This is a genomic window from Bradyrhizobium genomosp. I (2014), assembly GCF_000261685.1.
GTDB lineage: Bacteria > Pseudomonadota > Alphaproteobacteria > Rhizobiales > Xanthobacteraceae > Bradyrhizobium.
Genome location: NZ_AJQE01000141.1, coordinates 43,337 through 67,687, shown reverse-complemented (window position 1 = coordinate 67,687; position 24,351 = coordinate 43,337). Strand labels below are relative to the sequence as shown.

26 protein-coding genes and 2 pseudogenes are annotated in these 24,351 nt (G+C 63.2%); 12 read left to right on the top strand and 16 right to left on the bottom strand.

Annotated features, from left to right (window positions below):
* Positions 1-257: pseudogene (locus IC50_RS13730) on the bottom strand (FAD binding domain-containing protein); the annotation flags it as partial.
* 144 nt (positions 258-401) lie between these two features.
* Here IC50_RS13730 and IC50_RS13725 point away from each other — a divergent pair.
* Positions 402-1,751, top strand: a complete 1,350-nt coding sequence (locus tag IC50_RS13725; RefSeq protein ID WP_035705126.1) for an 8-oxoguanine deaminase — start codon at positions 402-404, stop codon at positions 1,749-1,751.
* 109 nt (positions 1,752-1,860) lie between these two features.
* On the opposite strand, the gene IC50_RS13720 is transcribed toward IC50_RS13725, so the two are convergent.
* The 5 genes from IC50_RS13720 to IC50_RS13700 form a co-directional block, all read right to left on the bottom strand.
* Positions 1,861-2,937, bottom strand: coding sequence for a BMP family ABC transporter substrate-binding protein (locus IC50_RS13720; protein WP_035705157.1), 1,077 nt, complete (start codon positions 2,935-2,937; stop codon positions 1,861-1,863).
* 75 nt (positions 2,938-3,012) lie between these two features.
* A complete protein-coding gene (locus IC50_RS13715) occupies positions 3,013-3,930 on the bottom strand; it encodes an ABC transporter permease (protein ID WP_035705116.1) in 918 nt (305 codons plus the stop codon).
* On the bottom strand, positions 3,917-5,008 hold the full coding sequence (locus tag IC50_RS13710) for an ABC transporter permease (RefSeq protein ID WP_035705114.1): 1,092 nt from the start codon (positions 5,006-5,008) through the stop codon (positions 3,917-3,919). The genes IC50_RS13715 and IC50_RS13710 overlap by 14 nt, the downstream gene beginning before the upstream one ends.
* On the bottom strand, positions 4,992-6,581 hold the full coding sequence (locus tag IC50_RS13705) for an ABC transporter ATP-binding protein (protein WP_035705111.1): 1,590 nt from the start codon (positions 6,579-6,581) through the stop codon (positions 4,992-4,994). Before IC50_RS13705 ends, IC50_RS13710 begins: the two co-directional genes overlap by 17 nt.
* A gap of 136 nt (positions 6,582-6,717) precedes the next feature.
* Complete coding sequence (locus IC50_RS13700) at positions 6,718-7,203, bottom strand: nucleoside deaminase (RefSeq protein WP_035705109.1); 486 nt, start codon at positions 7,201-7,203, stop codon at positions 6,718-6,720.
* Between the two features lie 365 nt (positions 7,204-7,568).
* Between IC50_RS13700 and IC50_RS13695 the strand changes: the two genes are divergently transcribed.
* Both IC50_RS13695 and IC50_RS13690 read left to right on the top strand, forming a co-directional pair.
* A complete protein-coding gene (locus IC50_RS13695) occupies positions 7,569-8,843 on the top strand; it encodes an allantoate amidohydrolase (RefSeq protein WP_035705107.1) in 1,275 nt (424 codons plus the stop codon).
* Between the two features lie 97 nt (positions 8,844-8,940).
* Entirely contained in the window at positions 8,941-10,326 is a 1,386-nt protein-coding gene (locus IC50_RS13690; protein ID WP_035705105.1) for a hypothetical protein, read from the top strand.
* 8 nt (positions 10,327-10,334) lie between these two features.
* On the opposite strand, the gene IC50_RS13685 is transcribed toward IC50_RS13690, so the two are convergent.
* Positions 10,335-10,553 (bottom strand): hypothetical protein, encoded by a 219-nt coding sequence (locus tag IC50_RS13685; protein ID WP_035705102.1) that lies wholly within the window; start codon positions 10,551-10,553, stop codon positions 10,335-10,337.
* A 351-nt stretch (positions 10,554-10,904) separates the two neighbouring features.
* On the opposite strand from IC50_RS13685, the gene IC50_RS13680 reads away from it, so the two are divergent.
* Positions 10,905-11,087 (top strand): hypothetical protein, encoded by a 183-nt coding sequence (locus tag IC50_RS13680; protein ID WP_035705100.1) that lies wholly within the window; start codon positions 10,905-10,907, stop codon positions 11,085-11,087.
* A gap of 19 nt (positions 11,088-11,106) precedes the next feature.
* Here the strand turns inward: IC50_RS13680 and IC50_RS13675 are convergent, their stop codons facing one another.
* From IC50_RS13675 to IC50_RS13665, 3 genes are all read right to left on the bottom strand, one after another.
* Positions 11,107-12,474, bottom strand: coding sequence for a vWA domain-containing protein (locus IC50_RS13675; RefSeq protein WP_035705154.1), 1,368 nt, complete (start codon positions 12,472-12,474; stop codon positions 11,107-11,109).
* A gap of 5 nt (positions 12,475-12,479) precedes the next feature.
* Positions 12,480-13,427: an AAA family ATPase gene (locus IC50_RS13670; protein WP_035705151.1), complete on the bottom strand. Its 948-nt coding sequence runs from the start codon at positions 13,425-13,427 to the stop codon at positions 12,480-12,482.
* 147 nt (positions 13,428-13,574) lie between these two features.
* Positions 13,575-13,775 (bottom strand): hypothetical protein, encoded by a 201-nt coding sequence (locus IC50_RS13665; RefSeq protein ID WP_035705099.1) that lies wholly within the window; start codon positions 13,773-13,775, stop codon positions 13,575-13,577.
* A 223-nt stretch (positions 13,776-13,998) separates the two neighbouring features.
* Between IC50_RS13665 and IC50_RS13660 the strand changes: the two genes are divergently transcribed.
* A complete protein-coding gene (locus tag IC50_RS13660; protein WP_035705097.1) occupies positions 13,999-14,973 on the top strand; it encodes a quinone oxidoreductase family protein in 975 nt (324 codons plus the stop codon).
* Positions 14,974-15,011: 38 nt separating this feature from the next.
* On the opposite strand, the gene IC50_RS13655 is transcribed toward IC50_RS13660, so the two are convergent.
* A complete protein-coding gene (locus IC50_RS13655) occupies positions 15,012-15,287 on the bottom strand; it encodes a hypothetical protein (protein ID WP_035705096.1) in 276 nt (91 codons plus the stop codon).
* Positions 15,288-15,393: 106 nt separating this feature from the next.
* On the bottom strand, positions 15,394-16,002 hold the full coding sequence (locus tag IC50_RS13650; protein ID WP_035705094.1) for a S24 family peptidase: 609 nt from the start codon (positions 16,000-16,002) through the stop codon (positions 15,394-15,396).
* 166 nt (positions 16,003-16,168) lie between these two features.
* On the opposite strand from IC50_RS13650, the gene IC50_RS13645 reads away from it, so the two are divergent.
* Entirely contained in the window at positions 16,169-16,702 is a 534-nt protein-coding gene (locus IC50_RS13645) for a GcrA family cell cycle regulator (RefSeq protein WP_035705091.1), read from the top strand.
* 46 nt (positions 16,703-16,748) lie between these two features.
* Positions 16,749-17,324, top strand: coding sequence for a hypothetical protein (locus tag IC50_RS13640; protein WP_035705089.1), 576 nt, complete (start codon positions 16,749-16,751; stop codon positions 17,322-17,324).
* Between the two features lie 46 nt (positions 17,325-17,370).
* Here the strand turns inward: IC50_RS13640 and IC50_RS13635 are convergent, their stop codons facing one another.
* Positions 17,371-17,727 (bottom strand): hypothetical protein, encoded by a 357-nt coding sequence (locus IC50_RS13635; RefSeq protein WP_035705086.1) that lies wholly within the window; start codon positions 17,725-17,727, stop codon positions 17,371-17,373.
* Between the two features lie 623 nt (positions 17,728-18,350).
* Between IC50_RS13635 and IC50_RS43085 the strand changes: the two genes are divergently transcribed.
* Both IC50_RS43085 and IC50_RS13625 read left to right on the top strand, forming a co-directional pair.
* Positions 18,351-18,536 (top strand): hypothetical protein, encoded by a 186-nt coding sequence (locus tag IC50_RS43085; protein WP_081492433.1) that lies wholly within the window; start codon positions 18,351-18,353, stop codon positions 18,534-18,536.
* A gap of 140 nt (positions 18,537-18,676) precedes the next feature.
* Positions 18,677-19,018, top strand: coding sequence for a phasin (locus IC50_RS13625; protein WP_035705080.1), 342 nt, complete (start codon positions 18,677-18,679; stop codon positions 19,016-19,018).
* Positions 19,019-19,208: 190 nt separating this feature from the next.
* On the opposite strand, the gene IC50_RS13620 is transcribed toward IC50_RS13625, so the two are convergent.
* Positions 19,209-19,526 (bottom strand): c-type cytochrome, encoded by a 318-nt coding sequence (locus IC50_RS13620; RefSeq protein ID WP_035705147.1) that lies wholly within the window; start codon positions 19,524-19,526, stop codon positions 19,209-19,211.
* 293 nt (positions 19,527-19,819) lie between these two features.
* The gene (locus tag IC50_RS13615) at positions 19,820-20,650 is read right to left on the bottom strand and encodes an alpha/beta fold hydrolase (RefSeq protein ID WP_035705078.1); all 831 of its coding nucleotides are present in this window, start codon (positions 20,648-20,650) and stop codon (positions 19,820-19,822) included.
* Positions 20,651-21,019: 369 nt separating this feature from the next.
* Here IC50_RS13615 and IC50_RS39085 point away from each other — a divergent pair.
* A pseudogene (locus tag IC50_RS39085) lies at positions 21,020-22,334 on the top strand (EAL domain-containing protein); the annotation flags it as partial.
* Between the two features lie 17 nt (positions 22,335-22,351).
* Here IC50_RS39085 and IC50_RS13605 read toward each other — a convergent pair.
* Positions 22,352-22,612: a hypothetical protein gene (locus tag IC50_RS13605; protein ID WP_035705072.1), complete on the bottom strand. Its 261-nt coding sequence runs from the start codon at positions 22,610-22,612 to the stop codon at positions 22,352-22,354.
* Positions 22,613-22,859: 247 nt separating this feature from the next.
* Here IC50_RS13605 and rocF point away from each other — a divergent pair, with 247 nt between their 5' ends.
* A complete protein-coding gene (rocF, locus tag IC50_RS13600; RefSeq protein WP_035705069.1) occupies positions 22,860-23,837 on the top strand; it encodes an arginase in 978 nt (325 codons plus the stop codon).
* 176 nt (positions 23,838-24,013) lie between these two features.
* Positions 24,014-24,298: a hypothetical protein gene (locus IC50_RS13595; protein WP_035705068.1), complete on the top strand. Its 285-nt coding sequence runs from the start codon at positions 24,014-24,016 to the stop codon at positions 24,296-24,298.
* Positions 24,299-24,351 lie beyond the last annotated feature (53 nt).

Below are 24,351 nucleotides of genomic sequence, written 5' to 3'. Positions count from 1 at the left end.
GCGGGGAGCCAATCGGACGGGCAGGCGAGTCCATCGAGCTCTGCGATGGTACAAGTGGCGGCGATGCTGAGGTGGCTGTCGGTGATCGTCAGCGCCGGCCATTCCAGATCGGTGAGATCGATCAGTCGTGTCAGATGCGTTTGCGGCTCCGAGAACAGCCAAGTGCCGCCAGCGAGCCAGGCATCACCTGCCGTCCAAACGGGCAACTGCGCGCGCGTTTGCGGATGGGCGACCGCTGTGATGGTATTCAAGTCCATGCCTGCGCCACCGCTCCCGCCGGGTGAATCGACGAGAAAGTGTCGCAAGACGGGAGCCAAGTGGCAACAACAAGTCGGAGCAGGGACGCAGCCGTCCTCCGTCTTGCAGGCCTGCCGTCAGCGGGGGAGAGGAGAAGCAGGATCATGAGTGACGCAAGGCCGATTTGGATCAGGGATCCGCTGGCCATCCTCGCCGATCATGCCGAGCGCGGGATCGTGGTGAAGGGCGGCCGGATCGTCGAGCTCGTGCCGGCCGGCGGTGTGCCCGTAACCGCGGATGTCGCGGTGTTCGATGCGGGCGAACACGTCGTCCTGCCGGGCCTGATCAATACCCATCATCATTTCTACCAGACGCTGACGCGGGCGCTGCCGGCCGCGATGGAGCGCGAGCTGTTCCCCTGGCTTCAGGCGCTCTATCCGGTGTGGGCGAGGCTGACGCCTGACGCGCTCGAGCTCGGCGTCACCGTGGCGATGTCCGAGCTTCTGCTCTCCGGCTGCACCACCACGACCGATCACCATTACGTGTTTCCGGCGGGTCTCGAAGACGCCCTCGATATCGAGGTGGCGGTGGCGAAGCGTCTCGGCGTGCGGGTGCTGCTCACGCGCGGCTCGATGAACCTGTCGCAGCGCGACGGCGGCCTGCCGCCCGACAGCGTGGTGCAGGACGAGGACACGATTCTCGACGACAGCGCGCGCGTGGTCGCAAAGCATAACCAGCGCGGTCCGGATGCGATGGTGCAGATCGCGCTGGCGCCGTGCTCGCCCTTCTCGGTGACGACGTCGCTGATGCGCGCGACCGCCGATCTCGCTGACAAGCTCGACGTGCGTCTGCACACCCATCTCGCCGAGACCGAGGACGAGAACGAGTTTTGTGAGCAGATGTATGGCTGCCGCCCGCTCGACTATCTCGAGCAATGCGGCTGGCTCAATGCGCGCACCTGGCTCGCTCACGGCATATTTTTCAACGCCGACGAAATGAAGCGGCTCGGCAACGCCAAAACGACCATCAGTCATTGCGCCTGCAGCAACCAGCTGCTGGCGTCCGGTTGTTGTCCGGTCTGCGAGATGGAGGAGGCTGGCGTCGGAATCGGCATTGGGGTCGACGGCTCGGCCTCGAACGACGGCTCGAACCTGATGCAGGAGGTCCGTGCCGCCTTCCTGCTGCAACGCGCGCGCTATGGCGTGACGAAGGTCAGCCATAAGGATGCGCTGCGCTGGGCGACCAAGGGCTCGGCGGCCTGCATCGGCCGGCCGGAACTCGGCGAGATCGCCGTCGGCAAGGCCGCCGATCTCGCTCTGTTCAGGCTCGACGAGCTGCGCTTCTCCGGTCACGGCGACCCCCTGGCCGCCCTGGTACTATGCGGCGCGCATCGGGCCGACCGGGTGATGGTGGCTGGACAATGGGCGGTGATCGACGGCGCGATCCCGGGCCTCGATGTGGCAGACCTCATCCGCCGCCACAGCTCCGCGGCGCGGGCCATGCAGGGGGGATGATCAGGGCCGGATAGAAAGAGGGGGCGACCACAAGTGCCGGGTGCTTCTGGCCACCCCCTCCGAACCTCCTCCGGGAGGAGCAGGTGATTTGGGCAAAGCAAGAAGCGTGCTACTTGCCCGGCAGCTTATCGTCGATGCCTTTCACGTAGAAATTCATGCCGAGGATCTGGCCGTCGTCGAGGTGATCGCCGCCCTTGCAGTCGACCTGCTTGCCGTCCTGCCCAATGATCGGGCACTTGAACGGGTGCAGCTTGCCTGCGGTGATCGCGTCCTGGGCATCCTCGGCCATCTTTTTCACGTCGTCGGGCATGTTGGTGTAGGGCGCCATCGCGAACATGTGGCTGTCGAGGCCGCCCCAGGTGTTCTCGGACTTCCAGGTGCCGGCGAGCTCGGCCTTGACGCGCTCGATGTAGTAGGGGCCCCAGGTATCCAGGATCGAGGTGAGCTGGGTCTTGGGCCCGAACTTGATCATCTCGGAATCCTGGCCGAAAGCGAGCTTGCCGCGCTCGCTGGCGATCTGCATGGCGGCGGGCGAATCCGTGTGCTGCATGATGACGTCGGCGCCCTGGTCGATCAGAGCCTTGGCGGCGTCGGCTTCCTTGCCCGGATCGAACCAGGTGTTGGCCCAGATGATCTTGACCTTGATGTTCGGATTGATGGTCTGCGCCGCCAGCACCGTCGCGTTGATGCCGGAGACGACCTCCGGAATCGGGAACGAGCCGATATAGCCGAGCACGCCCGATTTCGACATCTTGGCCGCGATCAGGCCCTGAATATAGCGGCCCTGATACCATTTCGCCGAGTAGGTCGACATGTTCGGGTTGCGCTTGTAACCGGTGGCGTGTTCGAAATGCACGTTCGGATATTTCTTGGCGACCTTCAGCGTCGGATCCATGTAGCCGAAGGACGTCGTGAAGATCAGCTTGTTGCCGGCGCGGACGAGTTGCTCGATCGAGCGCTCGGCGTCGGGGCCTTCGGGCACGTTCTCGAGGTAAGTGGTCTCGATCTTGTCGCCAAGTTCCTTCACCAGCGCCTGACGACCCAGGTCGTGCTGATAGGTCCAGCCGAGGTCGCCAATCGGACCCACATAGATGAAGCCGATCTTCAGCTTGTCGGCGGCGGAGGCTGCACTGACGTTCCCGGCAAGCAATAGCCCGGCAGTCAGCGCAAGAAGTGATTTCCTCATCATCGATCTCCAACATCAGGGGAAAGCCACGATCCGCAACGCACGCGCCCCATCGCGCCCGCCGTGGAGTGAGGTTCAACGGTCAGGCACGAACACCGTGCCGAGCGCGGCCGGCGCAGTCGAACCGCCGCTGCGTGCGCGGGAGAGCAGGACCAGGACGATGACGGTTGCGAGATAAGGCAGTGCCGACATGAATTGCGAGGGAATGCCGACGCCCCAGCCTTGCGCGTGCAGTTGCAGGATCGTCACCGCGCCGAACAGATACGCGCCGACCACGAGCCGGCCCGGCCGCCAGGACGAGAACACCACCAGCGCCAGCGCGATCCAGCCGCGGCCGGCGGTCATGCCCGGAATGAAGAACGGCGTATAGGCGAGCGGCAAATAAGCGCCGGCAAGGCCGGCGCAGGCGCCGCCGAACATCACGGCGAAGGTGCGGATGCGCAGCACGGGATAGCCGAGCGCATGCGCGGAGACGTGATTGTCGCCGCAGGCGCGCAGGATCAGTCCCGCGCGCGTGCGGTACAGGAACCACCAGACGCCGACGATCAGTGCGACCGAGAAATAGACGAAGCCGTCCTCGCCGAACAGCATACGGCCGATCAGCGGAACGTCCGTCAGAACGGGAATATGGAGGTGCATGGCCGGCGTGATGCGCTCGCCGACGAAGCCGGCTCCGATCAGGCCGGAGAGCCCGATGCCGAGGATGGTCAGTGCGAGGCCAGTTGCAACCTGGTTGACCGCAAGCCCGAGAGCCATCAATGCAAAGATCAGTGACATCAGCGTGCCCGCGACGATGCCGAACAGTGCGCCGATGAAGATCGATCCGGTCAGCCAGGCGCCGGCAAAGCCGCAGACGGCGCCGACGATCATCATGCCCTCGACGCCGAGATTGAGCACGCCGGAGCGCTCGGTCACGAGCTCGCCGGTCGCAGCGATCAGCAGCGGCGTGGATGCGGCGAGCACCGCCAGGATGATGGCTTCAACCATCTCCACGGGCCACCTGTCGGCTCGGGAAGACCAGCTTGAAGCGGTAGAGGATGAGGGAATCGCAGGCGAGCACGTAGAACAGCAGAATGCCCTGAAACACCTTGGTGACGTCCAGCGGGATCTTCATCGCGATCTGCGCCTGTTCACCGCCGATAAAGGTCAATGCGAGGAAGAGGCCTGCAACCAGAATTCCAAGCGGGTTCAGACGGCCGAGGAAGGCCACCATGATCGCGGTAAATCCGTAACCAGGCGAGATGCCAGGCTGGAGATGCCCAACCGGACCTGCAACCTCGATGATTCCGGCGAGGCCCGCCAGTGCGCCTGATACCGCAAAGGTCAGGATGATCAGCTGATTGGCCTTGAAGCCGCCGAACCGCGCCGCACGGGGCGCAGCTCCAACCACGCGGATCCCGAATCCCCTGATGGTTCGCCCGAGCAGGATCGCCGCTGCTGCGACGACGAGGAGGGCGATGACGGAGCCGAGATGCAGCCGGCCACCTTCAATCAGGAGAGGGACTGTTGCCACCGGATCAAACTCCGCCGTGGTCGGGAAATTGAATCCCTGCGGGTCGCGCCATGGCCCGCGCACGAGATAGTCGAGGAAGAGGTCGGCGACATAGACCAGCATCAGGCTGGTCAGGATCTCGCTGGCGCCGAACTTGACCTTGCAGATCGCCGGGATCAGCGCATAGAGCGCGCCCGCGACGGCGGCGAGGACGAGCATGGCCGGCAGCACCCAGGCGCCGGCGTCGGTGCCTTGTGTCTTCACCGCGATCCAGCTTCCGGCCACGGCGCCGATCAGGAATTGTCCTTCAGCGCCGATGTTCCAGGCATTGGCGAGATAGCAGAGCGACAGCCCGATGGCGATCATCACCAGCGGCGTTGCCTTCACCGCGATCTCCTGGAGCGAATAGCCGTCGGTCAAAGGTGCGATGAAATAGGCGTGCAAGGCGAGCAGCGGATTCTTGCCGAGAATCGTGAACAGGATGATCATGGTCGCGGTCGTGAGGCCGACCGCGATCAGCGGCGAGACCAGCGCGATCGTGCCCGAGCGCTCGGCGCGCTTCTCAAGCGCCAACTGCATGCGCGGCCTCCTTCGGCTCCAGGCTGCTGCCGCCCATCAGCAGGCCGAGCTTTTCACGTGTCGCCCCGCTGGTGGCGAGCGGCGCTGACAACCTGCCGTGGAACATCACGGCGATACGGTCGGCGATCTCCGCGAGCTCGTCCAAATCCTGGCTGGTCACGAGGACGGCGGCGCCTGCGGTTGCGAGATCAAGCAGCGCCTGACGGATGACAGCCGCAGCACCGGCGTCGACACCCCAGGTCGGCTGGCTCACCACCAGCACCGCAGGAGCGCGCAGGATCTCGCGTCCCACGATGAACTTCTGCAAATTCCCGCCGGACAGGCTCGCGGCTTCCGGATCGCGTTTGGCCTTGCGGACGTCGAACGCCTCGGTCGCACGATCGACCGCCTTCAGCGTGGCCGCAGTGTGGATGAAGCCGTGATGGACCATGCCGCTGGCGGCGTGGCCGGTGAGCAGCGCGTTCTCCGACAGCTTCATGCGCGGCGCGGTGCCGTGGCCGAGCCGCTCCTCGGGCACGAAAGCGGCGCCCAGCTTGCGCCGCTGGGTGATCGAGAGGTGGCCGGCGGCGATGCCTTCGATCAGCACCGTACCAGGATCCTTCGAGAGGCGCTCGCCGGAAAGCGCGGCGAACAATTCGTCCTGGCCATTGCCGGCGACGCCGGCGATGCCGAATATTTCGCCGCCCTTCAGCTCGAACGAGATGTGCTCGAGCCGTACGCCATGCGCCTCTGCGGGGGCGAGCGAGAGATCATCGACGACGAGCCGCGGCACAGTGGTCTTGCGGCGGGATGCGGCCTTCACTTCCTTGATCTCTCCGCCGACCATCATCCGCGCGAGCGAGGCCGCAGTCTCGAGCCGAGGGTTGCAGGTCTCGACCTTCCTGCCGCCGCGGAGGATCGTCGCGGTGTCGCAAAGCCGTTTCACCTCCTCCAGTTTGTGGCTGATATAGAGGATGGCGCGGCCTTCGGCCTTGAGCCGCTCCAGCACGATGAAGAGCTGATCTGCCTCCTGCGGCGTCAGCACCGCGGTGGGCTCGTCCAGGATCAGGAATTTCGGATCCTGCATCAAGGCGCGGACGATCTCGATGCGCTGGCGCTCGCCGACGGATAGTTGCCAGACCTCGCGATGAGGATCGAGCGGCAGTCCATAGGTCTTCGACACCTGCTCCAGCCGCGCCGACATGTCCTTGAAGGATTCCTTGCCATCGAGGCCGAGCGCCACGTTCTCGGCAACGGTAAGATTGTCGAACAGCGAGAAATGCTGGAATACCATACCGATGCCAAGGCTGCGTGCTTCCGAGGGACCGGACAGCACGATTCGTTGGCCCTGCCAGCGGATCTCGCCGGCGCTGGGCTGGATCAGCCCGTAGATGGCCTTGACCAGCGTCGACTTGCCGGCGCCGTTCTCGCCAAGCAGGGCGTGGATTTCCCTCGGCCAGATGTCGACGTCGATGGAATCGTTGGCGAGGAAACCGCCATAACGCTTGGTGAGGCCGATCGTCCTCAGGAGCGGAGAATCGCCGGAATGCTGGCCATTGGACATCGGATCTAACGTTCGCTGATGCGCTTGCATGCGTGAAGTGTCTCAATAGTGGGCCAGTTTGAACCGCGGCGTAAGATGTGAAAAGCGTCAACCCTTGCTCAACGCTTCGGCGGCGTCGCATGGCGCGCGATCAGACAAACGGCGTCATCTCCTTTTGAATGTGCTGCTACTTGGTCCAAATGCCGACGTGCAGCGCCTCAGCCTCCTTTTCCAGCAGCGGGCCGATGACCTCTGTCGGCCGCTGGCCACTGGCGAAGACCTCGCGGCAGGGCAGGGCGAGGGTCGGGTTCTCCGGATGGTTGCCGGTGATGCTGCGCAGGCGATGCTCGCTGAGGCCAAAGACGACGCGGCCGATGCCGGCCCAGTAGATCGCGCCCGCACACATCGCGCAGGGTTCGGCTGACGAATAGAGCGTGGCCTTCGCCAGCACCTCGCGTCCGAGGGTGCGGCAGGCGCGGGTGGCCGCCAGACGTTCGGCATGCGCGGTGCCGTCATGATCCGGCATGTAACCGTTCTCGCTCTCGATGAGGATCTTGCCGTCGGCCCCGACAACGATGCAGCCGAAGGGATGATTGCCATGACTGAGTGAGCGGCGGGCGACCGCGAACGACAGGCGCAGGAAGTGTTCGTCACGTTCGGACGCGCCGTCCATCGCTGCTCCCCGGTCAGTGCCTGCCATGCGCCGGCGACCACGGTGGTCGGCTTCGCTCGTCCATGCTTCATACACAATCTGCCGTGGAACATCACCAGCCAGCCCGGACGGTCGTCGTCGATGGCATTTTCCGAATAACCGATTGAAAAATATCGATTATGCGGCCCGTCAGATCCTGATAAGGAATTACAGGCGTGGGCCGCCCGCGTGCCTGACCGGCGCGAGGCAGTCTCGCGCGCACTCGCATCCATGCTAATCACGCGCCCGTCGGGCCGGCCGGTGCGTGATCTTGCTGGCACCGAGCTCGTACCGTTTGTCGCCGGGACAGCAACTCCCGCGGTCCAGAGAAGAGGAAATTTGTCGAGATGGGGTCCGTCAACGCCGTTCAAAATGCGTCGCTCGGCGAAATGATCGCGCGTCGGATCAACGATCTGGCCGCGATCTCGGAGGGAGGAGACAACCTCACCCGCATCTATCTCACCAAGGAGCTGCGCGAGGCAGCGGACCTCATCCTGAGCTGGATGCGCGAAGCCGGCATGAGCGCGCGCCTCGACGCGATCGGCAACGTCTGCGGCCGCTATGAAGGCGACCGGCCGGGTGCGCCCTGCCTGATGCTCGGCTCGCACTACGACACTGTGCGCGATGCCGGCAAATGGGATGGACCGCTGGGTGTGATCACGGCGATCGCTTGCGTCGCCGATCTCAACCGCCGCGGCAAGCGCCTGCCGTTTGCGATCGAGGTGGTCGGTTTTGCCGATGAGGAGGGGGTGCGCTTCGCGTCGACCTTGCTCGGCAGCCGCGCGGTGGCCGGCACCTTTGACGAGAGTGTCTTGAATGTTTGCGACCGCGATGGCGTATCGATGCGCGATGCGCTCGTGCAGTTCGGCCTCGATCCCGCCGATATCGGTGCGGCCGCGCGGGCGCGGCGGGAGCTACTTGCCTACCTCGAATTGCACATCGAGCAGGGACCGGTGCTGGAAGCGCAGAACCTGCCCGTAGGTGTCGTCACCGCGATCGCCGGCGCCACGCGCCTGGCCGCACGGCTGACCGGCATGGCGGGACACGCCGGCACCGTGCCGATGGGGCTTCGGCGCGACGCGCTTGCCGGCGCGGCCGAATGCATCGGTGCGATCGAGCAGTTTTGCCGCACCGACGAGGGCGGCCTGGTCGGCACTGTCGGCTACATCCAGGCGAGGCCCGGCGCGACCAATGTGATTCCGGGCGACGTGTCCTTCACCATCGATATGCGCGCGCCCACCGACATGCACCGCAAGCGCGCGGTGGCCGACGTCGTCCGCCAGATCGAGGCGATCGCAAAGCGGAGGCAATTGGCACTCCAGCTCGACGTCACCCACGAAAATCGCACCGCGCCGTGCGCGCCCTGGCTGAAGGTGCAGATCGCGGAGGCGATCGCCGCGGAAGGCTTGTCCGTGTTCGAGTTGCCCAGCGGGGCTGGGCACGACGGCATGGCCATGATCGACATCGCAGATGTCGGTATGATCTTCGTCCGCTGCCGCGGCGGTGTCAGCCATCACCCGGACGAGCATGTCGAGCTCGCGGATGCCGACGCCGGCGCGCGGGTACTGCTGCGTGTGATCGAGAACTTTCAGACGCGGGAGAGCCGTGCCGCAGCGAGCTGAACAACCGGATGGCCGTTCGTCATCGGGGCGAGACACGAATCGGTCACGCTTGGAATGGTGACCGGCCATCGCCGGGATCGCGAGACACCAGGTGCATATGAACAGCGACATTCCCCTGCCATCACATCGTGGAAACCGGTTCTACCAGGGCAGGGCTGCGACCTTTGTCGCCAACGCCCTTCAGGCGGTCAATTTTCTCGGTGATCGGCTCCTGAGAAAGTCGCATCATCCGTCGTCGGCTATCGAGGACCTCTATCGGCATTCGATGGACAGCGCGTTCTCGGTGACTGAGGCTTTCCTCGTCACAGGCGCGCCGCACGCATCCGCCTATTACCCCCGGGACTTCGCGTGGTTCTATCCCGACGTTCTCGCCCCCGAAACCATCATGGATGCTCAGGACGCGGTGCGGCGGGTGCGCCTGCTCGAGAGGAGCATGCGCCTGCTGCTGGAGGCGGTCCGCGCCGACGTCGTCACCACGACCATCGTGCCCGCGGGACGCGGCCGGTATCTCGGAGTGAATTATTTCTCGCGGCCCTCGGATACGCTGCTCGGGATTCTCGCCGGTCTCCAGCAGATGATCTCTGCCGAGGAGAGGACGTCGTCCCATCTGGCGATGTCACAATGCGCGCATGCAGGCCGCCTGCTGCTGGCCGAATATGGCGGTGACCTGAAGCGGGCGATCCTCCAGCTCGCAGGCGAGCTCGAGCCGTTCAATGATGACGGTACCAGGTATTTGCTTTGCGATGTCCACGCACCTCGCTCCGCCGCAACAGACACCCGTGCCGAACGCAGGCGCTTCGTGACCAATGCTTCCGTCTACACGACCTTCGTGTGGGGCGTGAGGCTCGGGATCGTCGGCGAGAACGAGCTGAAGCGGCTGCTCGGGCGTGACCTCGTGCAGTACAAGAAGGACCTGCTCCGCCTGTTCGGCAAGGACGGCCATATCAGGCATTCCCTGGAAGGTCCGGCGAGCTCGCCTGCATCATCGATCGCGCTGGATTTCGTCGGCGTGCATCGCGGATTCTGGAATATGAGCGATGCGAGCGAGCGGGCGCTGTTCGCGGCCACGACGGATCTGATCATTGGGGAGCCGCGGTTTCGCATCCCCGGCACCTTCCACTTCCTGGTGTCTGCGGATAATCCGCGGAACAAGATGATTCACAGGATTGCGGCTCCCGCCTACCAGGGACGTTCCTGCTGGCCGACGTTCAACGTCGAGTTCGCGGATCGCATGCTGGACTATGATGAATTCACTGGCAGCGATGCCTATCAGGCCTGCGCCCAAGGAATATTGAAGGATATTCGGGCGGCGACCGAGGTTCACGGCGGCTATCAGGAGCTGATCTCAGAACAGGGGCTGACGTATCGCACCTGGGCCTATAAGGGCGCCGTGGCCCACTCCTGGTTTCCTCGCTTCCTGTCCGTCTGGAGGAGGGCATATGGAACGCCGCTCCTCCGGTGGATGGACGGATCCACTCGGTAACGTACCACTCACGCCACGAGATCCAGCAGCCGGCACGATCCGCGCACGAGCACCTTTCGTCCGGTCGTTGTGATGGCCGGCACACCATCGTCAATGACGGCAAGGCCGAGTGTGACGAGGCTCTCGACGAGATGGGCCTTGAGACGGCCGTTCGACAGCGGGTTGCGAAGTGTGCGCAGGGCTGCCCATTGATCCGGTGAAAGATCCAAGTCGAAATCGTCGGTCATGTTGCCTCAGGCGATCATAACATCCGCGCGCCCTGTTACCGGCGCTGCATGAAGACCATGCGACGACAATGAGTCCGGAATTCGGTGAGATGTTTAGAACGTCTCTTCACAAATTGCCGCACTTCGTTGCGCCACAAGAGTTAAGATCGTTCGCGCTCGAATATCGTCCCGATCTCCGATCACTAATTGATGATCTGCGCTTGATGCTGCAGTGCGACTGCCGCGGTGCACGAGAAGCGTCGCTGTCCTATTTTGCGTCGCGATATGCACAGAAATGGTGAGACGAGTTGTTCGGGACTCTGCTAAGCCTGTTTCACGGGGACTGGCTTCACACGACAGGGGTGTGAGTGCATGATGAGATTGGTTGAAATTCGTAATCAGGAATTTTTGTGCCGTGAGCGCGCAGCGCTCGATTCGGAACGTCGGGTGTTCTGGCTCGCGCAGGCCCAGGAATGGGAGCAGCGGGCGCTCGACGAAATCGCGTATCACTTTCGAGAGTGCAATCTCGCGCAGTCCGAGCTGCACGCCGCCTGACGCAGGTGGCTAATATTGCTTACTGATAAGTCGCCACGATATCGGAAACGGCGCGCTCGAGCTGCTGCGCGGTGGCGCATTGGCGCACGACGCTGCAAAAGGTCGCGTAGCGCGGCATCTCGGAATCGCCGAAGCCCCAGGCGAGCCGCCCCTCGGGATTGAGCCAGACAAGTCGCTTGGAGCGGTCGGAGATCCGGCGCAAAATGTCGGCGCGCGGATCGAGATTGTTGCTGCGGGCATCGCCGAGCACGATCACCGTGGTCTGCGGCGTCAGCGTACTCATGAACTCCTTCTCGAAATCGACCAGCGAAGAGCCGTAGTCCGACGAGCCGAAACCGACCTTGGACATGATCTCGGACATCGCCTCCTCCGGCGAGTTCGATTCCAGGATCTCGCTGACCTCGATCAGGTGCGAGGAGAAGGCGAAGGAGCGGACATCGTCGACCACCTCGTGCAGGGAGTGGATCAGCAGCAGAAAGAAATCGGACACTTGCGCGACGGAACCCGAGACGTCGCACAGCGCCACGATCTTCGGTCGGTCGCGATGCTTGCGCTTCCATGCCGTTAGGAAGGGCACGCCGCCCCAGGCCGCATTGCGGCGGAGCGTGCGACGGACGTCGAGATGGCCGCGGCGCTGGCGCTTGCGCGGCTTCGAGTAGCGCTCGCGCAGCCGGCGCGCGATCTGGCGGATGAGGGAGCGCATCTCGGCGACCTGGCGCCGCTCGATGCGGGCAAGCGGCGCGTTGCGCAGAATCTCGTTGCGGAGATTCTCGGCCTCCTCCCGCGCATAGAGTGCAAGCCCCTGCGAGACCGTATCGCGAACGGCTTCGCGTAAAGCGTCGAGCGCGGCGCGCAGACGCTCGGCCAGTGCCGGGTTGGTCGCGGTCAGCTCGTCGAGGTCGTCGCGCAGCCGCTGGAGGCCCATGGCGTCGAGGATGCGGCTGGAGAAGATGCCGCGCTGAGTGGAGTAGCGGATGTCGGACAGGGAGGCCGCCCCGGAGGCGCTGGCGATGGCGGCTGCGATCGCATTGCGGTCCTGCGACAGCAGCATCTGCGCGAGCGCACCTAAACCTTCGGGAGACTGACTTTCGCCGCCATCGCTGGAGGAGGGCGGCTGATCTGCGTCCTGCGGAGTGTCGTCGTTGTCGGTCTCGGGCTGGTCCTGCCGCGGTTCCGGCTGACTGAAGAAGAGATCAAAGCAGTCGCCGAGCGCGAGCTTCTCGTCCTTCGACTTGGCAAGCGTCAGGAGCAGCGCGTCGCGCAGGACGGCGCGGTCGGAGATGCCGACCTGTGCGACTGCTCGCATCGCATCGATGCTTTCGGCCGGCGAGACGTGTACGCCGACGCCGCGCGCCGCTCGAAAGAAACGATGGAGATTCTCGCGCATCGGCGTCAACCGAAGACGTTGGACCGCGCCGCCTTGGCAATGAAGGTCGTTACTTGCGGCGTTGCTGCCTCGATGTCGGCTTCGTATTTCAGGAGAACATTGAGCGTGTCCTTGACGATCTCGGTGTCGAGCTCGGAAGCCTGGAGCAGCACCAGCACGCGCGCCCAGTCGATGGTCTCGCTGACCGACGGCAGCTTCTTCAGATCCAGCGAGCGGATCTCGTGGATGAAGCCGACCATCTGCCGACGCAGTGTCTGCGAGATGCCGGGGACGCGGCTTTCGACGATGCGCTCCTCGAGTCGCTGCTCGGGGAAGCCGATATGCAGATGCAGGCAGCGCCGCTTCAGGGCGTCGCCGAGGTCGCGCTCGCTGTTGGAGGTGAGGATCACGGTCGGCGGCGTGATGGCCGAGACGGTTCCAAGCTCGGGGATCGTGACCTGGAAGTCGGACAGGATTTCCAGCAGCAGCGATTCGAACTCCGCATCCGATTTGTCGATCTCGTCGATCAGCAGCACGCAGCCGCCCGGCTGCTCCAGCGCCTGGAGCAGGGGACGGGGCTCGACGAACTCCTTGGAGAAGAACACGTCGCCGAAATCGTGGAGCTGGTCGAGCGCGGCATGCAATGTCTGCGCGCCGCCGAGAACCTCGCCGAGCTTGTCCTTCAGGATCTGCGTATAGAGAAGCTGCTTGGCGTATTTCCACTCATAGAGCGCCTTGGCCTCGTCGAGGCCCTCGTAGCATTGCAGGCGGATCATCTTCATGCCGCGCCAGGCCGCGATCGCCTTGGCGAGCTCGGTCTTGCCGACGCCCGCGGGGCCCTCGACCAGGATCGGCTTCTCAATCTGCTGCGACAAATAGACGGCGGTCGCGATCTGCCGGCTCGCAATATAACCTTGCGCGGCGAGGCCGTTCTCCACTGCCTCGATCGACGTCGAGGCCTTCTGATCAGCCACGAATGGGCGCTCCCAAAGATCCTGATTGAGGCTTGTTCTGCCTGCGTTCCAGGCAAAGAACAAGCCTCGTTTGGGAGACATCAGATCCGCGTGAACGGCCTTTTTTCCGCTGAGCGCAAATAGTTGGGAGGCCTACCGTTCGCGCGGTCAGTGCTGCAGCAGCTCCGGCTTGCGGATCGTCTGTCTGACCTCGGCGCCGCAATCGGCGCATTCATAGACGAAGTCGATCTTGGCGAGGCTCCAATGTGGTTCGACCTCGCGCACATACATTGGCAGGAACCCCAAGCAGGTGGGACAAATCACAGGCGCGATTTCGATGTCCTGATGATGCTGAACGTAAGCTGGCATCTCGGCTCTCCTTCGCAGGCGACCACCAAACCCCGCCCGAAGGCTACTGCCGGTTACCCCGGAGCCCTCATCAACTCTTTCGAACAGAGGCGGAACGGCGGGTGTTTGTCGTTCGCTGTGACATTCTTGCTACGGCTCTGTACTGTACTGGGCCGTCCAAATGCCTATTTCACAGGCCGATCAGGTACTCGGACTTCACATCAACGATCAGGGAGCAACGCCCATGACCCATGCTATTCGCTTTCACAAGACCGGTGGCCCGGAAGTTCTGGTCTGGGAGGAGGTCGGTGTCGGCAAGCCCGGACCGGGCGAAGCGCGCATCCGCCACACTGCTGTCGGCCTCAACTTCGTCGACATCTATAACCGTTCGGGCCTCTATCCGGCGCAACTGCCGAGCGGGCTCGGCAGCGAGGCGGCCGGTGTCGTCGAGGAGGTCGGGCCCGGTGTCACCGATCTGAAGCCGGGCGATCGCGTCGCCTATGGCGCCTCGCCGCTCGGGGCCTATTCCGAGGCGCGGCTGATCCCCGCGGACCGTCTGCTGAAGTTGCCCGATGGCGTCGACGACAAGACCGCGGCGGCGATGATGCTCAAGGGTCTGACCACGCAATATCTGATCCGTCAGACCTATCGGGTGAAGGCCGGCGACACCATCCTGCTCCACGCCGCGGCCGGCGGTGTCGGTCTGATCCTGAGCCAGTGGGCCAAACACCTCGGCGCAACCGTGATCGGCACGGTCAGCAACGACGAGAAGGCCAAGCTCGCCAAGGCGCATGGCTGTGACCATGTGATCATCTACACACGGGAAGATTTCGTGAAGCGGGTCGACGAAATCACCGGCGGCAAGAAGGTGCCGGTGGTTTACGACTCCGTCGGCAAGGACACGTTCCTCAAATCGCTAGATTGCCTCGCGCCGCTCGGCGTCGCCGCGCTGTTCGGCCAGTCTTCGGGCGCGGTTGAGCCGCTCAATCTCGGCCTGCTGGCCCAGAAGGGCTCGCTCTACGTTACCCGTCCGACGCTGTTCACCTATGCCGCCAAACGCGAAAATCTGGTCGCGATGGCAAACGAACTGTTCGACGTCGTAAAGTCCGGCGCGGTCAAGATCGAGGTGCACCAGACCTATCCGCTGAAGGACGCCGCCAAGGCGCATGCCGATCTTGCGGCGCGCAAGACCACGGGATCAACGGTTCTCCTGGTCTAATGCTCGGCTGGACGGTGACGCAAGCTACCTGGCCTGCGTCACGTCCGTTCGTGCTTGCGCAGATCGCGGATGCGATCAAGGCCGATCGCCTGGAGGTCGACGTCTTCCGGCGGGATCTGGGGCAGGGCGGCCTCGGTCAGGATGGCCTCAGTCACGTCCTCGACCGCACTCTCCACGATTTCGTGGATGAACGAGATGTTCCGGTACTCGCCCGAAGCGATGCGGGAGATGACCTCGCACCTCGTGATTTCGGGATCGACGACCGCCTCGCGGCCCCGCCGCCCATAGTCGATCATCACGACGAAGTATTGCATAAAACGATCCTGCCGCGCCTCGTGTCGGGAGTGCGGCAGAATATTTCCGAAAAACGGAATGTTGTCAATCGATATTTCTAAAAATCGGAAATTGCTCGCCGATCTCTTACTTGCCTTTCTTGCGGGGACGCGCCGATTTCGCACGCAGCCGCTCGAGCTGCCCCTTGGGCATCGACAGGCAGATCTCCCCGACCCAGTCGAGCTTGACGCCGACGATCGGCTTGGCATTGAAGCTCGTGAGATTGACGACGGAGGGTGATTTTCCCCGCTCGATGGTCTTCAGATAGCGCTCGCCGGTCTTGAGCCGGACCACAGCCTCTTCGCCGTAGAAGCTCGATAGTGGGTGGCGCTGGTCCTTGTAGACCACGATCACGTCGCCGCTTTCGTATTTAGGCAGCATCGAATCACCCACGATCTCGAAGGCGACGGTCTCTTCCATGATCGGGAAGGGCAGCGTGATGTCGCCCAGTCCCTCCGGCGGAACCTGCTCGTAGTCCGGCTCGATCACGGCACCGGCGCCGACGCGGCCCATGATCGGCGCGAGATTGAGCTCAAGATATTCCATGATCGGAATGATCTCCGAAGCCTTCACCAGACGCTCGCCGCCGAGGATCTCCGAGACCGCGCCGGGCCGCACGCCCATGGCCGCCGCCAGGCCGCCCTTGCTCTTGCCCGTCTTTTCCAGGCCCCGCTCGATCATTGCAACGTCCAACATGGTGATTCCCTCGATTGCGCACCGTCTTGCCTCTTGTAATCCGAAATTCGGAATTGATGCAATTATGAATATCAGAATTATGGGCTTGACACCAGCTTCGGAATAACGGAATGTCTATCCCGCTTCCCGGTCGCGTGATCGGAGGGGCGCATCACAGGGCAGCATCATGGAACCGGGCCATTGGCCGTCGGAGCACTCCGACGCGCTTCGCGACTATTTTCTCAAAGGCATGTCTTACGCGGAGATCGGCAGACAGATTAACGCAAGATTCGGAACGGCTTACACGCGCAATGCGGTGGTCGGCCGCGCCAAGCGGCTTGGACTCGTCGTGCCGGAGTGGACGACGAGCCCGTCGATCGTGCCGTGCTTGCCGGGCGAGGCCAGCGTGCTTTCGCCGCGGAGGGCGGCCTTGCCGAACCTGAATCTGCCGCCGAAGTCCGCAATGAAGCCTGCGGCGCGGGTGAAGTTGCGCTGTGTCGGCGTCCAGCCGCGCTTGATCCAACTCGTCGAACTCGAGCCGGCCGACTGCCGCTATCCCTATGGCGGCGACAAGGACGGGGAGGAGATTGCCTTCTGCGGTCACCCGCGTCAGCCGGGGTCCAGCTATTGCGCGCCGCACGCTCGCCTGACGCGTCGCTCTGGAGCGGCGTCCGCCCGTGTCGTCGGCCCCGTCGCGCTGAGGCTGGTCAGCGCCGCTTGAAGGTGCAGCCGTCCGTTCAATTGTCAGACTTGCAAGGAGTATCCGAGTGGCACGTGCCCGACGCAACAAGTCCTACAGATTGGCGAAGGTCTACGACCGACGGTCGAGGGAGGTACCGTTCAATGCCGAGGTGGCGGAGGTGGAGGTCGACAATCCGCTCGCGCTCGATTCGGGCGAGAAGATTCTGGCTATCCGGTCGATCCGCAGCGATCCGCTCGGCCGGCTGCACGCGCACCACCAGATCGACGAGGCGCAATACCGCGGCGGGCGCGCCTTCCAGAACGATTGGGAGCGGGCTGAGCGGGGCCCACAGGCGGTGGATACGACCCGCGAATATGTCGATGGTACCGGCACGCGCGAGCCGGTCACCGAGAGCCAACGACAGGCGGTGCTGCGGCTGAACAGGGTCGAGCGCGAACTAGGCACAGACGGCGCCGCGCTGGTGCACGACGTGCTGGTGCTGGGTCTGACCATGGATCAGATCGGGCAGCGTCGTGCCGTCCGTACGCAGCGCTGGAACGATTATTTTGCACGGCGTTTTCGCGAATGCCTGGATCGGCTGGCACTGGTCTATGGCTTTGCAACGGAGGCCGGGACACAGCGTGCGGACCGACGCGGATGATTGCGGCACGCCGGCGGTTCTGGCCGCCGGCGTGCCGGCCTGTTGCCTACGGATGAGGGACAATCTGGTAGGGTGTGGCGTAGGGCTCGACGCGAAGGGAGGCGTTCGCCAGAAGACCGATCTTGGCGGTCGGCGCCTGCTGTAGTTCGCCGTTGGGGCCACGATGCACATTGTATTGCCAGACAGTGAGATCGCCCTTCTGTGCCAGCGCGTGTGCAACGGCGCTCGCATCATTGCCGCCGAGCGCCTGAAGCTCCTCTGCCGACAATCCGACGACGATTTCGTCCTTGATGGTGACGATCTTGAACAGGTTCATCTTGGTGTCCTGCGCCCATGCGCCTTGTATCGAGAGCGTGAGAAGCGCGACCGCGGCGCCTTTGATGAGATCGCAGCGAGAAAGCATGCCGTCGTCCTTTTGGTGCTGGCGCGCGCCCGGATCGAGGAGCTTTCAGCCATGGCGCCCGTATCTGCGTGGCCGTGCCGCAACGGCTTGGTCGCTCGCTCGCGGACAACGGTTCACGGCAGAATCAGACCGATGATCCTGCTGCGAACAGCCCGCCAGGATCGGGGCTGGCAGCAAGATCGGCTTTCATGCTGGTGATACAACCGGCGAGATCGGACTCAACAATTACGTGTACATGCTGAAGGATCGCCAATTCGTGAGTGCCAATGTGCATTCACATCGGAAACAAGCGAAACGCTGCGTGGATTGATAGCGATCAGGGCAGTGTGCGCGATTGATGCCGCTTCTTGACGCAGGTGGGTGACGGCGGTCGATATTCCTGTTATCCGGAATCGCCATGGTGCGATGCAGGCCAAGCATCGCTACACCCACGGTTGGGCTTGCCGGAAGGGTTGTTCCTTGCCATAGTTACAACCGTGCGATTGGGGCGCCGTTACTGGGATGCAGTTCGGCATGCCGCCCTGGCGGTTCCACCACTGGCCGACAGTTCGTCGCGATAGCTTCTGTTGTGGTGCCCGCTTCTCGACTGGATCACGAAGGCCGATGCTTGTCATAGGTGCGAGATGAAAAACCTCAATTTCGCGGCTGAGCTGCATCTCAAGCTCGGTGTTCCTGCAAGCAGCACTGTCGAAAGTCTGCGTTTGCTCCGTGCGTTCCTGAAGCTCGCGCCTCGACAGCGTTTCGAAGTAATCAAGCTGGTCGAAGATCTCGCCGCCGAAGAAGTTCTCCCCGAGCATCCCTTGTCCTGAAATCCGGCCGCGCGCCGGCCCAGTGCCGTCTCCTTGCTTTTCTGCCACAGCCGGCAGGCCGGCGTCGTTCCCCGAGGCTGGCCGCTGGAAGGCGGTCCGGCAAGGTGGTATTCAGTTGGGAAAAAGGGAGGAGTGCGACCATGATCGAACCGAAGCTCGAAGTTCCGGCCGAACTGCGCGACTTGGCCGAGAAGACGATTGACCAGGCGGAAAAGGCATTCGGGATGTTTTTCGAAGCCGCCACCAAATCGATGTCGTCCGTTCCGGGCGCGGGGACGGATGTGTCCAAGCAGGCGTTGGCTTTCACCGAGCAGAACATGAAGTCGGCCTTTGAGCATGCGCGCAAGCTGGTGCATGCCACCGACCTCCAGGAAGCGATGCGAATCCAGTCCGATTTCTTGCGCAGTCAGTTCACCAGCGCCGGAGACCACATGCGCCAGATGACCGGCAGTCTCATGCAACCAGGCAAGGGCAAGTCCTGATTTCGGCGCATCTACAGCGTGCCCACAAATTGATCTTGTGTGGCGTGGAGATCCGCGCTTCGATGACCGAGCAGGTCCATGACGGGCCACCGAATGAATCCATTCGCCGTCCGTTGTCTTTTCTGCTGATCCCTGCCGGTTCCCCGGCAGGGATTTGCATTTGCAGCAGGTCGTGATCGTCCGGCGGCGGCTAACGCAGCGATGCGATATAGGCCGCGATATCGCTGGCTTCCGTCCTGCTCAAGGGAAAATTCGGCATCTTCGGATGCGGATCGAGCAGGAAGAAGGCGAGTCTTTCCGGACTGAAGTCCGGCCTGCGCGCCACGGATGCAAAGGAGGGGACGTCGGCGCTCGCCTGGGTCTGTCCGTTCGCCACGACATGGCAGCTCGCGCACCAGCGCCTGGCGAGGTCGGCGCCGTGATCGGCGTCAGCGGCGAGAGCGGACGACGTGCCGAGGCTGGAGATTGCGCCAAGCAGCAGGCAAATCCGTCTCACATCCCGGGGCATAAGGATAATCTTTCTGCATTCGCTTGCGGCCGTCGCGCTCATCCGCAGCATGATCCTGGAAACTGCGAGAGATCAATGCGGGCGATGATCGACCGTAACAACCTGCGGGTCGAGCGATAGAAATGCCGGACGAATCCCGGCATTCCTGCCGCGGGCAGGCCAAGACTTTTGGTATCAAGGCTTTTCGTAGCAAGACTCTCGGTATAGTGCGACACGTGTCTCTCCGACGCCATATCGCTCTTCATATCCTGCCGCTTCGGAGCCGCCTTTGATCTGCCGCAAAGCGCTGCCGGCTAATAGTCTCCTGGGTTCATGATCATCGGGCTCTTCGTATCTGCCGGCGCGAGCGCGCTACTGGCGCTGTCACGCAGGAAGCGGTCGAGCGTCTCCTGGATCTTCTCCTTGACCGAGTTGGGACCGCGATCGCTCATCTCCGTGTGCTGCGCGCCGGTGTGGATGATATCAATACCGCGCGCCTTGGCCTCTTCCGGCGTCGGCAGCACGCCGGGATCTGTCACGAAATGCGGGTCCTTCGAGCGGAACGACAGGATCTTCAAGCGGTCGCTGAGCACGAAAGGCACCCGCAGATTGTCGAGCGTGATCACCTTCGAGACCAACTCCGGGTGCTGGTGGGCGACATACATGGAGACATCGCCGCCGTTGGAGTGGCCGACGAGGGTGATGTGGTCGTATTCGACGTTCTCCTGCCGCCGCTTCAGTTCGCCCAGCACGAAGAGAATGTTTGCTTCGCAGCGGATGTAGACTTCACGCCGGCCGACATATTGCTGACCGACATGGGTCATCAGCGGCGGATCGCTCGGCAAGTCCTGCTGGATGCTGGCAACCAGATAGCCTCGCGCGGCCAACACGTTGGCGAGGAAGGAATATTCGGTAGCCTTGACAGTGTTGCCGTTGCTGATGATGGCGAGCGGGAGCTTCCAGAGGCCGAGATTGGCCTTCGTCTCATAGTCGCGCCGCACGGCGACCTCGACCGAGATCGGTCGCTGGCGCGAAGCGTCGAAGAGGTTCAAGGTCTCATGGCGAATTGCGAAATGGCTGACGACGAAATACTGCCCGACGCCGAGGACGCAGAGAAACGCCAGGATTGCAAACACCTTCTTCATGGTTCTGTCTCAAATCACCTTTACCTGAACATGGTCATTGGGAACTCTTGGTCGAGCGATCGTGAGCAGGTTACGGGATTAAATTTAGGCAATCCTGTGAGCAAGGCCGCAAAAGGGCCGCGAGTCGGGTCGATCGCCCGAAGGAGCGGGCGGCTAGCCTAGAGACAGCCGGCCTTGTCATGTTCGGAGCAGGTCCGGAGCGTGCTCGACAGTGTGAAATGGAAGCGTGCGCGGCGGCGCTCGTTGTCCGGCGCCCGATAGCTCAGGGGGACAGCCACACCGAGATCGGCCTGGAGATCCGTTCGGCGAGAAGCTCGGCGATGCCTTGATGCCTTCGATGACCGCCGTGCGGGCGGGGCAGGACGCCAATGCCTGCTGATGATGTATTCGTGACGCCGCTTCGCGCCAGGAACTCGCGTCGCTATCCTCGTCGCGGCCGGAGCGGGCATCGAACTGGTCGCGGCCCTCGTACAGGCAAGATGGCCCCTCGTCATCGATACATCGCTGTTCCACATCGCTATCATCGCATATCTGACGGCAATTGCGCTGGACGAAGCCGATTTCCGTAGTCTGCTCGGACGCATCGCCGAGAGCCGCTTTCATCGCATTGCGATGTCGCTCGGCGACGGGCTCGTCTGCACCGACGAGGATCACCGGATTACGGTTTGGAATCCCGGCGCGAGCGCCATCTTCGGCTACATGCCGGCCGAGATTATCGGCCGCCCATTCGAAACACGCGGCAACACCGCGTCAGGATCAGCGTCGGCGTTGCCGTCTATCCGGAAGGCGGGCAAAAGGCTGACGGTCTCCTGAGCAACGGCCATCTCGCGCTGAGCCGCGCAAAGGCGACGCGGCGCGGTTGCCATGTAATCTTCGAAAGTGCGATCAGGCAGGAACTCGAGAACCGACTTATGCTGGAAAGCGAGTTCGCGCTCGCCGCGGACCGCGGCGAACTATTCTACCAGCCGCAGGTTCGTCTGATCGACGGCAGCCTGATCGGGACCGAAGCACTCATCCGCTGGCGACATCCGGTGCGCGGCTACGTCTCGCCCGGAGAGTTCATGCCGGTGGTTAACACCTCGGCCCTATCGGAGCGGATCGCGAACTGGGTGATGGAGACCGCCTGCCGTCGGCGCGGGCCTGGGAATCGTCCGGCAACAACGTGCGCGTCGCGATCAACCTCTCACCCTCGCAGCTTCAATCCGGCGACCTCGCGCATTCGGTTGCGGCATCGCTCGAAGCGACAGGGCTAAAGCCATCGCTTCTCGAAATCGAAGTCACGGAAGACATCCTCCTCCATGACGAACGCCATGTGCTCGCCATGTTCAAGCGAATTCAGGATCTCGGCGTCCGAATCCTGTTCGATGATTTCGGCACCGGTTATGCGAACCTGAGCTATCTCAAGAAGTTTCCGCTCGACGGCCTCAAGATCGACCGGTCGTTCGTATTTGGTCTTCTCGCGGATTCCGACGATGCTGCAATCGTCGGCTCGACGATCGGCCTCAGCAAGCAGCTCGGTTTCACGGTCGTGGCCGAAGGTATCGAGAACCGCTCAACTGCCGACTTCCTGCTCAGCATGGGATGCGAGGAAGGGCAGGGATATTTCTTCGGCCGTCCGATGCCGGCCGAGGCATTCGAAAAGCAGTTCCTGGCGGCTGAGTTCAACGCGGTCGGCGCGGCCTGAAGAGGGGGGCTTCCCCGCTACCGCCGGCGAGCGACCGCCACGCCAAAGAGAAAAGCGACGAACAGGCTGGCAAGCGGCGCTTCGCGCGTGATCGCTGCGATGGTCGCGAGAGTCCCGCCAGGTTTCCGAGATTCCTCGACTGCTGAGGTCAGACGGTCGACGGCTGCCTGCAGGCCTCCGGCGACTTCACCGATCGTTCGGGACACGTCGGTCGCCGCATCGATGGCGCGTTCGGCGACGCCGGGTTGGGACGTGGATTGCGGTACCTCCGTGCTCAAGCGCGTGACCTCCAGGCCTGATGATGAAGACCGGCACCTTTGGCTATCCGCGCGAGCGCTCGTTTTGAACAGCGGGTCCGATGACCTTTGGCTATCCGCGACAGGCGCCGTAGTTAACGGCGGGTGCCGGCCTTGGATGGGCAATTCGGCGCGCGGGATTTTGTTCCGGCTAAGACGAGCCCCCGGCAAACGACGGATGCGAATCTCTGTTAGGCTGGCACAACCTTGTTGACGTCAGGAGGCAGTCGTGACCGATCGGACCATGACGGATCGAGCCCGGCGCATCGCCTTGCTCGGCGCACCCATCGACATGGGAGCTTCGCAGCGCGGTACCTTGATGGGTCCCGCGGCGCTGCGCACTGCCGGCCTAACGACACTGCTCGAGAGCTTGGATTTCGAGGTCGTCGACTATGGCGATCTGTCGGCAAGCGAAGTCCAGGACCTCACCGACAGGCCGCCGGAAAGAGCCAATCACTATCGCGAGATCCAGCGCTGGACACGCGTCCTGAGCCGCAAAGGCTATGAGATGGCGAAAACCGGTGCGCTGCCGATCTTCCTGGGCGGTGATCACACGCTGTCGATGGGGTCGGTCAATGCGATGGCGCGTCATTGGCAGGAACGTGGACGCGAACTCTTCGTGCTCTGGCTCGATGCCCACGCCGACTACAACACGCCGGAGACGACGATCACCGCGAACATGCACGGCATGTCAGCCGCCTTCTTGTGCGGCGAGCCCGGCCTCGACGGCCTGCTCGGCGACGATCCGCGCGCTTCGATCGACCCGGACAGGCTGGATCTGTTTGGCGCGCGTTCGATCGACAAGCTCGAAAAGGAGTTGATGCGCTTGCGTCGGATCAGGATCGTCGACATGCGCCAGATCGACGAGTTCGGCGTCGCCGTCTTGATCCGGCGTGTGATCGATCGGGTCAAGGCGAGCAATGGGGTGCTGCATGTCAGCTTCGACGTCGATTTCCTCGACCCCTGCTTGGCACCCGGTGTCGGCACCACGGTGCCGGGTGGTGCTACCTATCGCGAGGCGCACCTGATCATGGAGCTGCTGCACGATTCAGGCGTGGTGGGGTCGGTCGACATCGTCGAGCTGAATCCCTTCCTGGACGAACGTGGTCGGACGGCGCGTACTGCAGTCGAGCTGATCGGCAGCCTATTCGGCCAGCAGATCGCAGACCGGCCGACGCCGAGCAACGCAATCGCTCCGGGTGAGTGATTAGGCAGACGGCATTCGTCCGCTGAAGGCGCAGCGGTCGTAGGCGTGTTCCCGGCGCAGAATTCGGCCGCAACAGCACGTAATCCGGGTTGGCCTGGAACTTGCTTAGTCGAAGCGGGGAACCGGCTGGGGCGCAATTGAATTAACCTGCGATAGGGACAATAGCGGATCCTTCGATGACAAATGGTCGTTTCGCGAACTCCATCACCACTGCCCTCCGCCATCCCGGCGTGATCGCGCTGATCGTCGCGGGTGTGACGATTGCGGCGATGCTGATCGTCGACCACGGGCCCTGGAGCCGTGCCAAGTCCCAGCCGGCCCATGTTGCGATGTATGCGACCACGGGAGAAGCGGCACGGGCCGCCGGCGCCGAGGTGCTCCCGACCAAACCGAAGTCCCCGATCGAGCCGGCGCGGCCGGGGCCCAAGACGTCCCCGATCGTCAATCCCGTGACGCCATAGCCTCGTCAGCTGCTGCGGTGGCAATTAAGAAGACCCCCGCTCGTCTTCGGCGG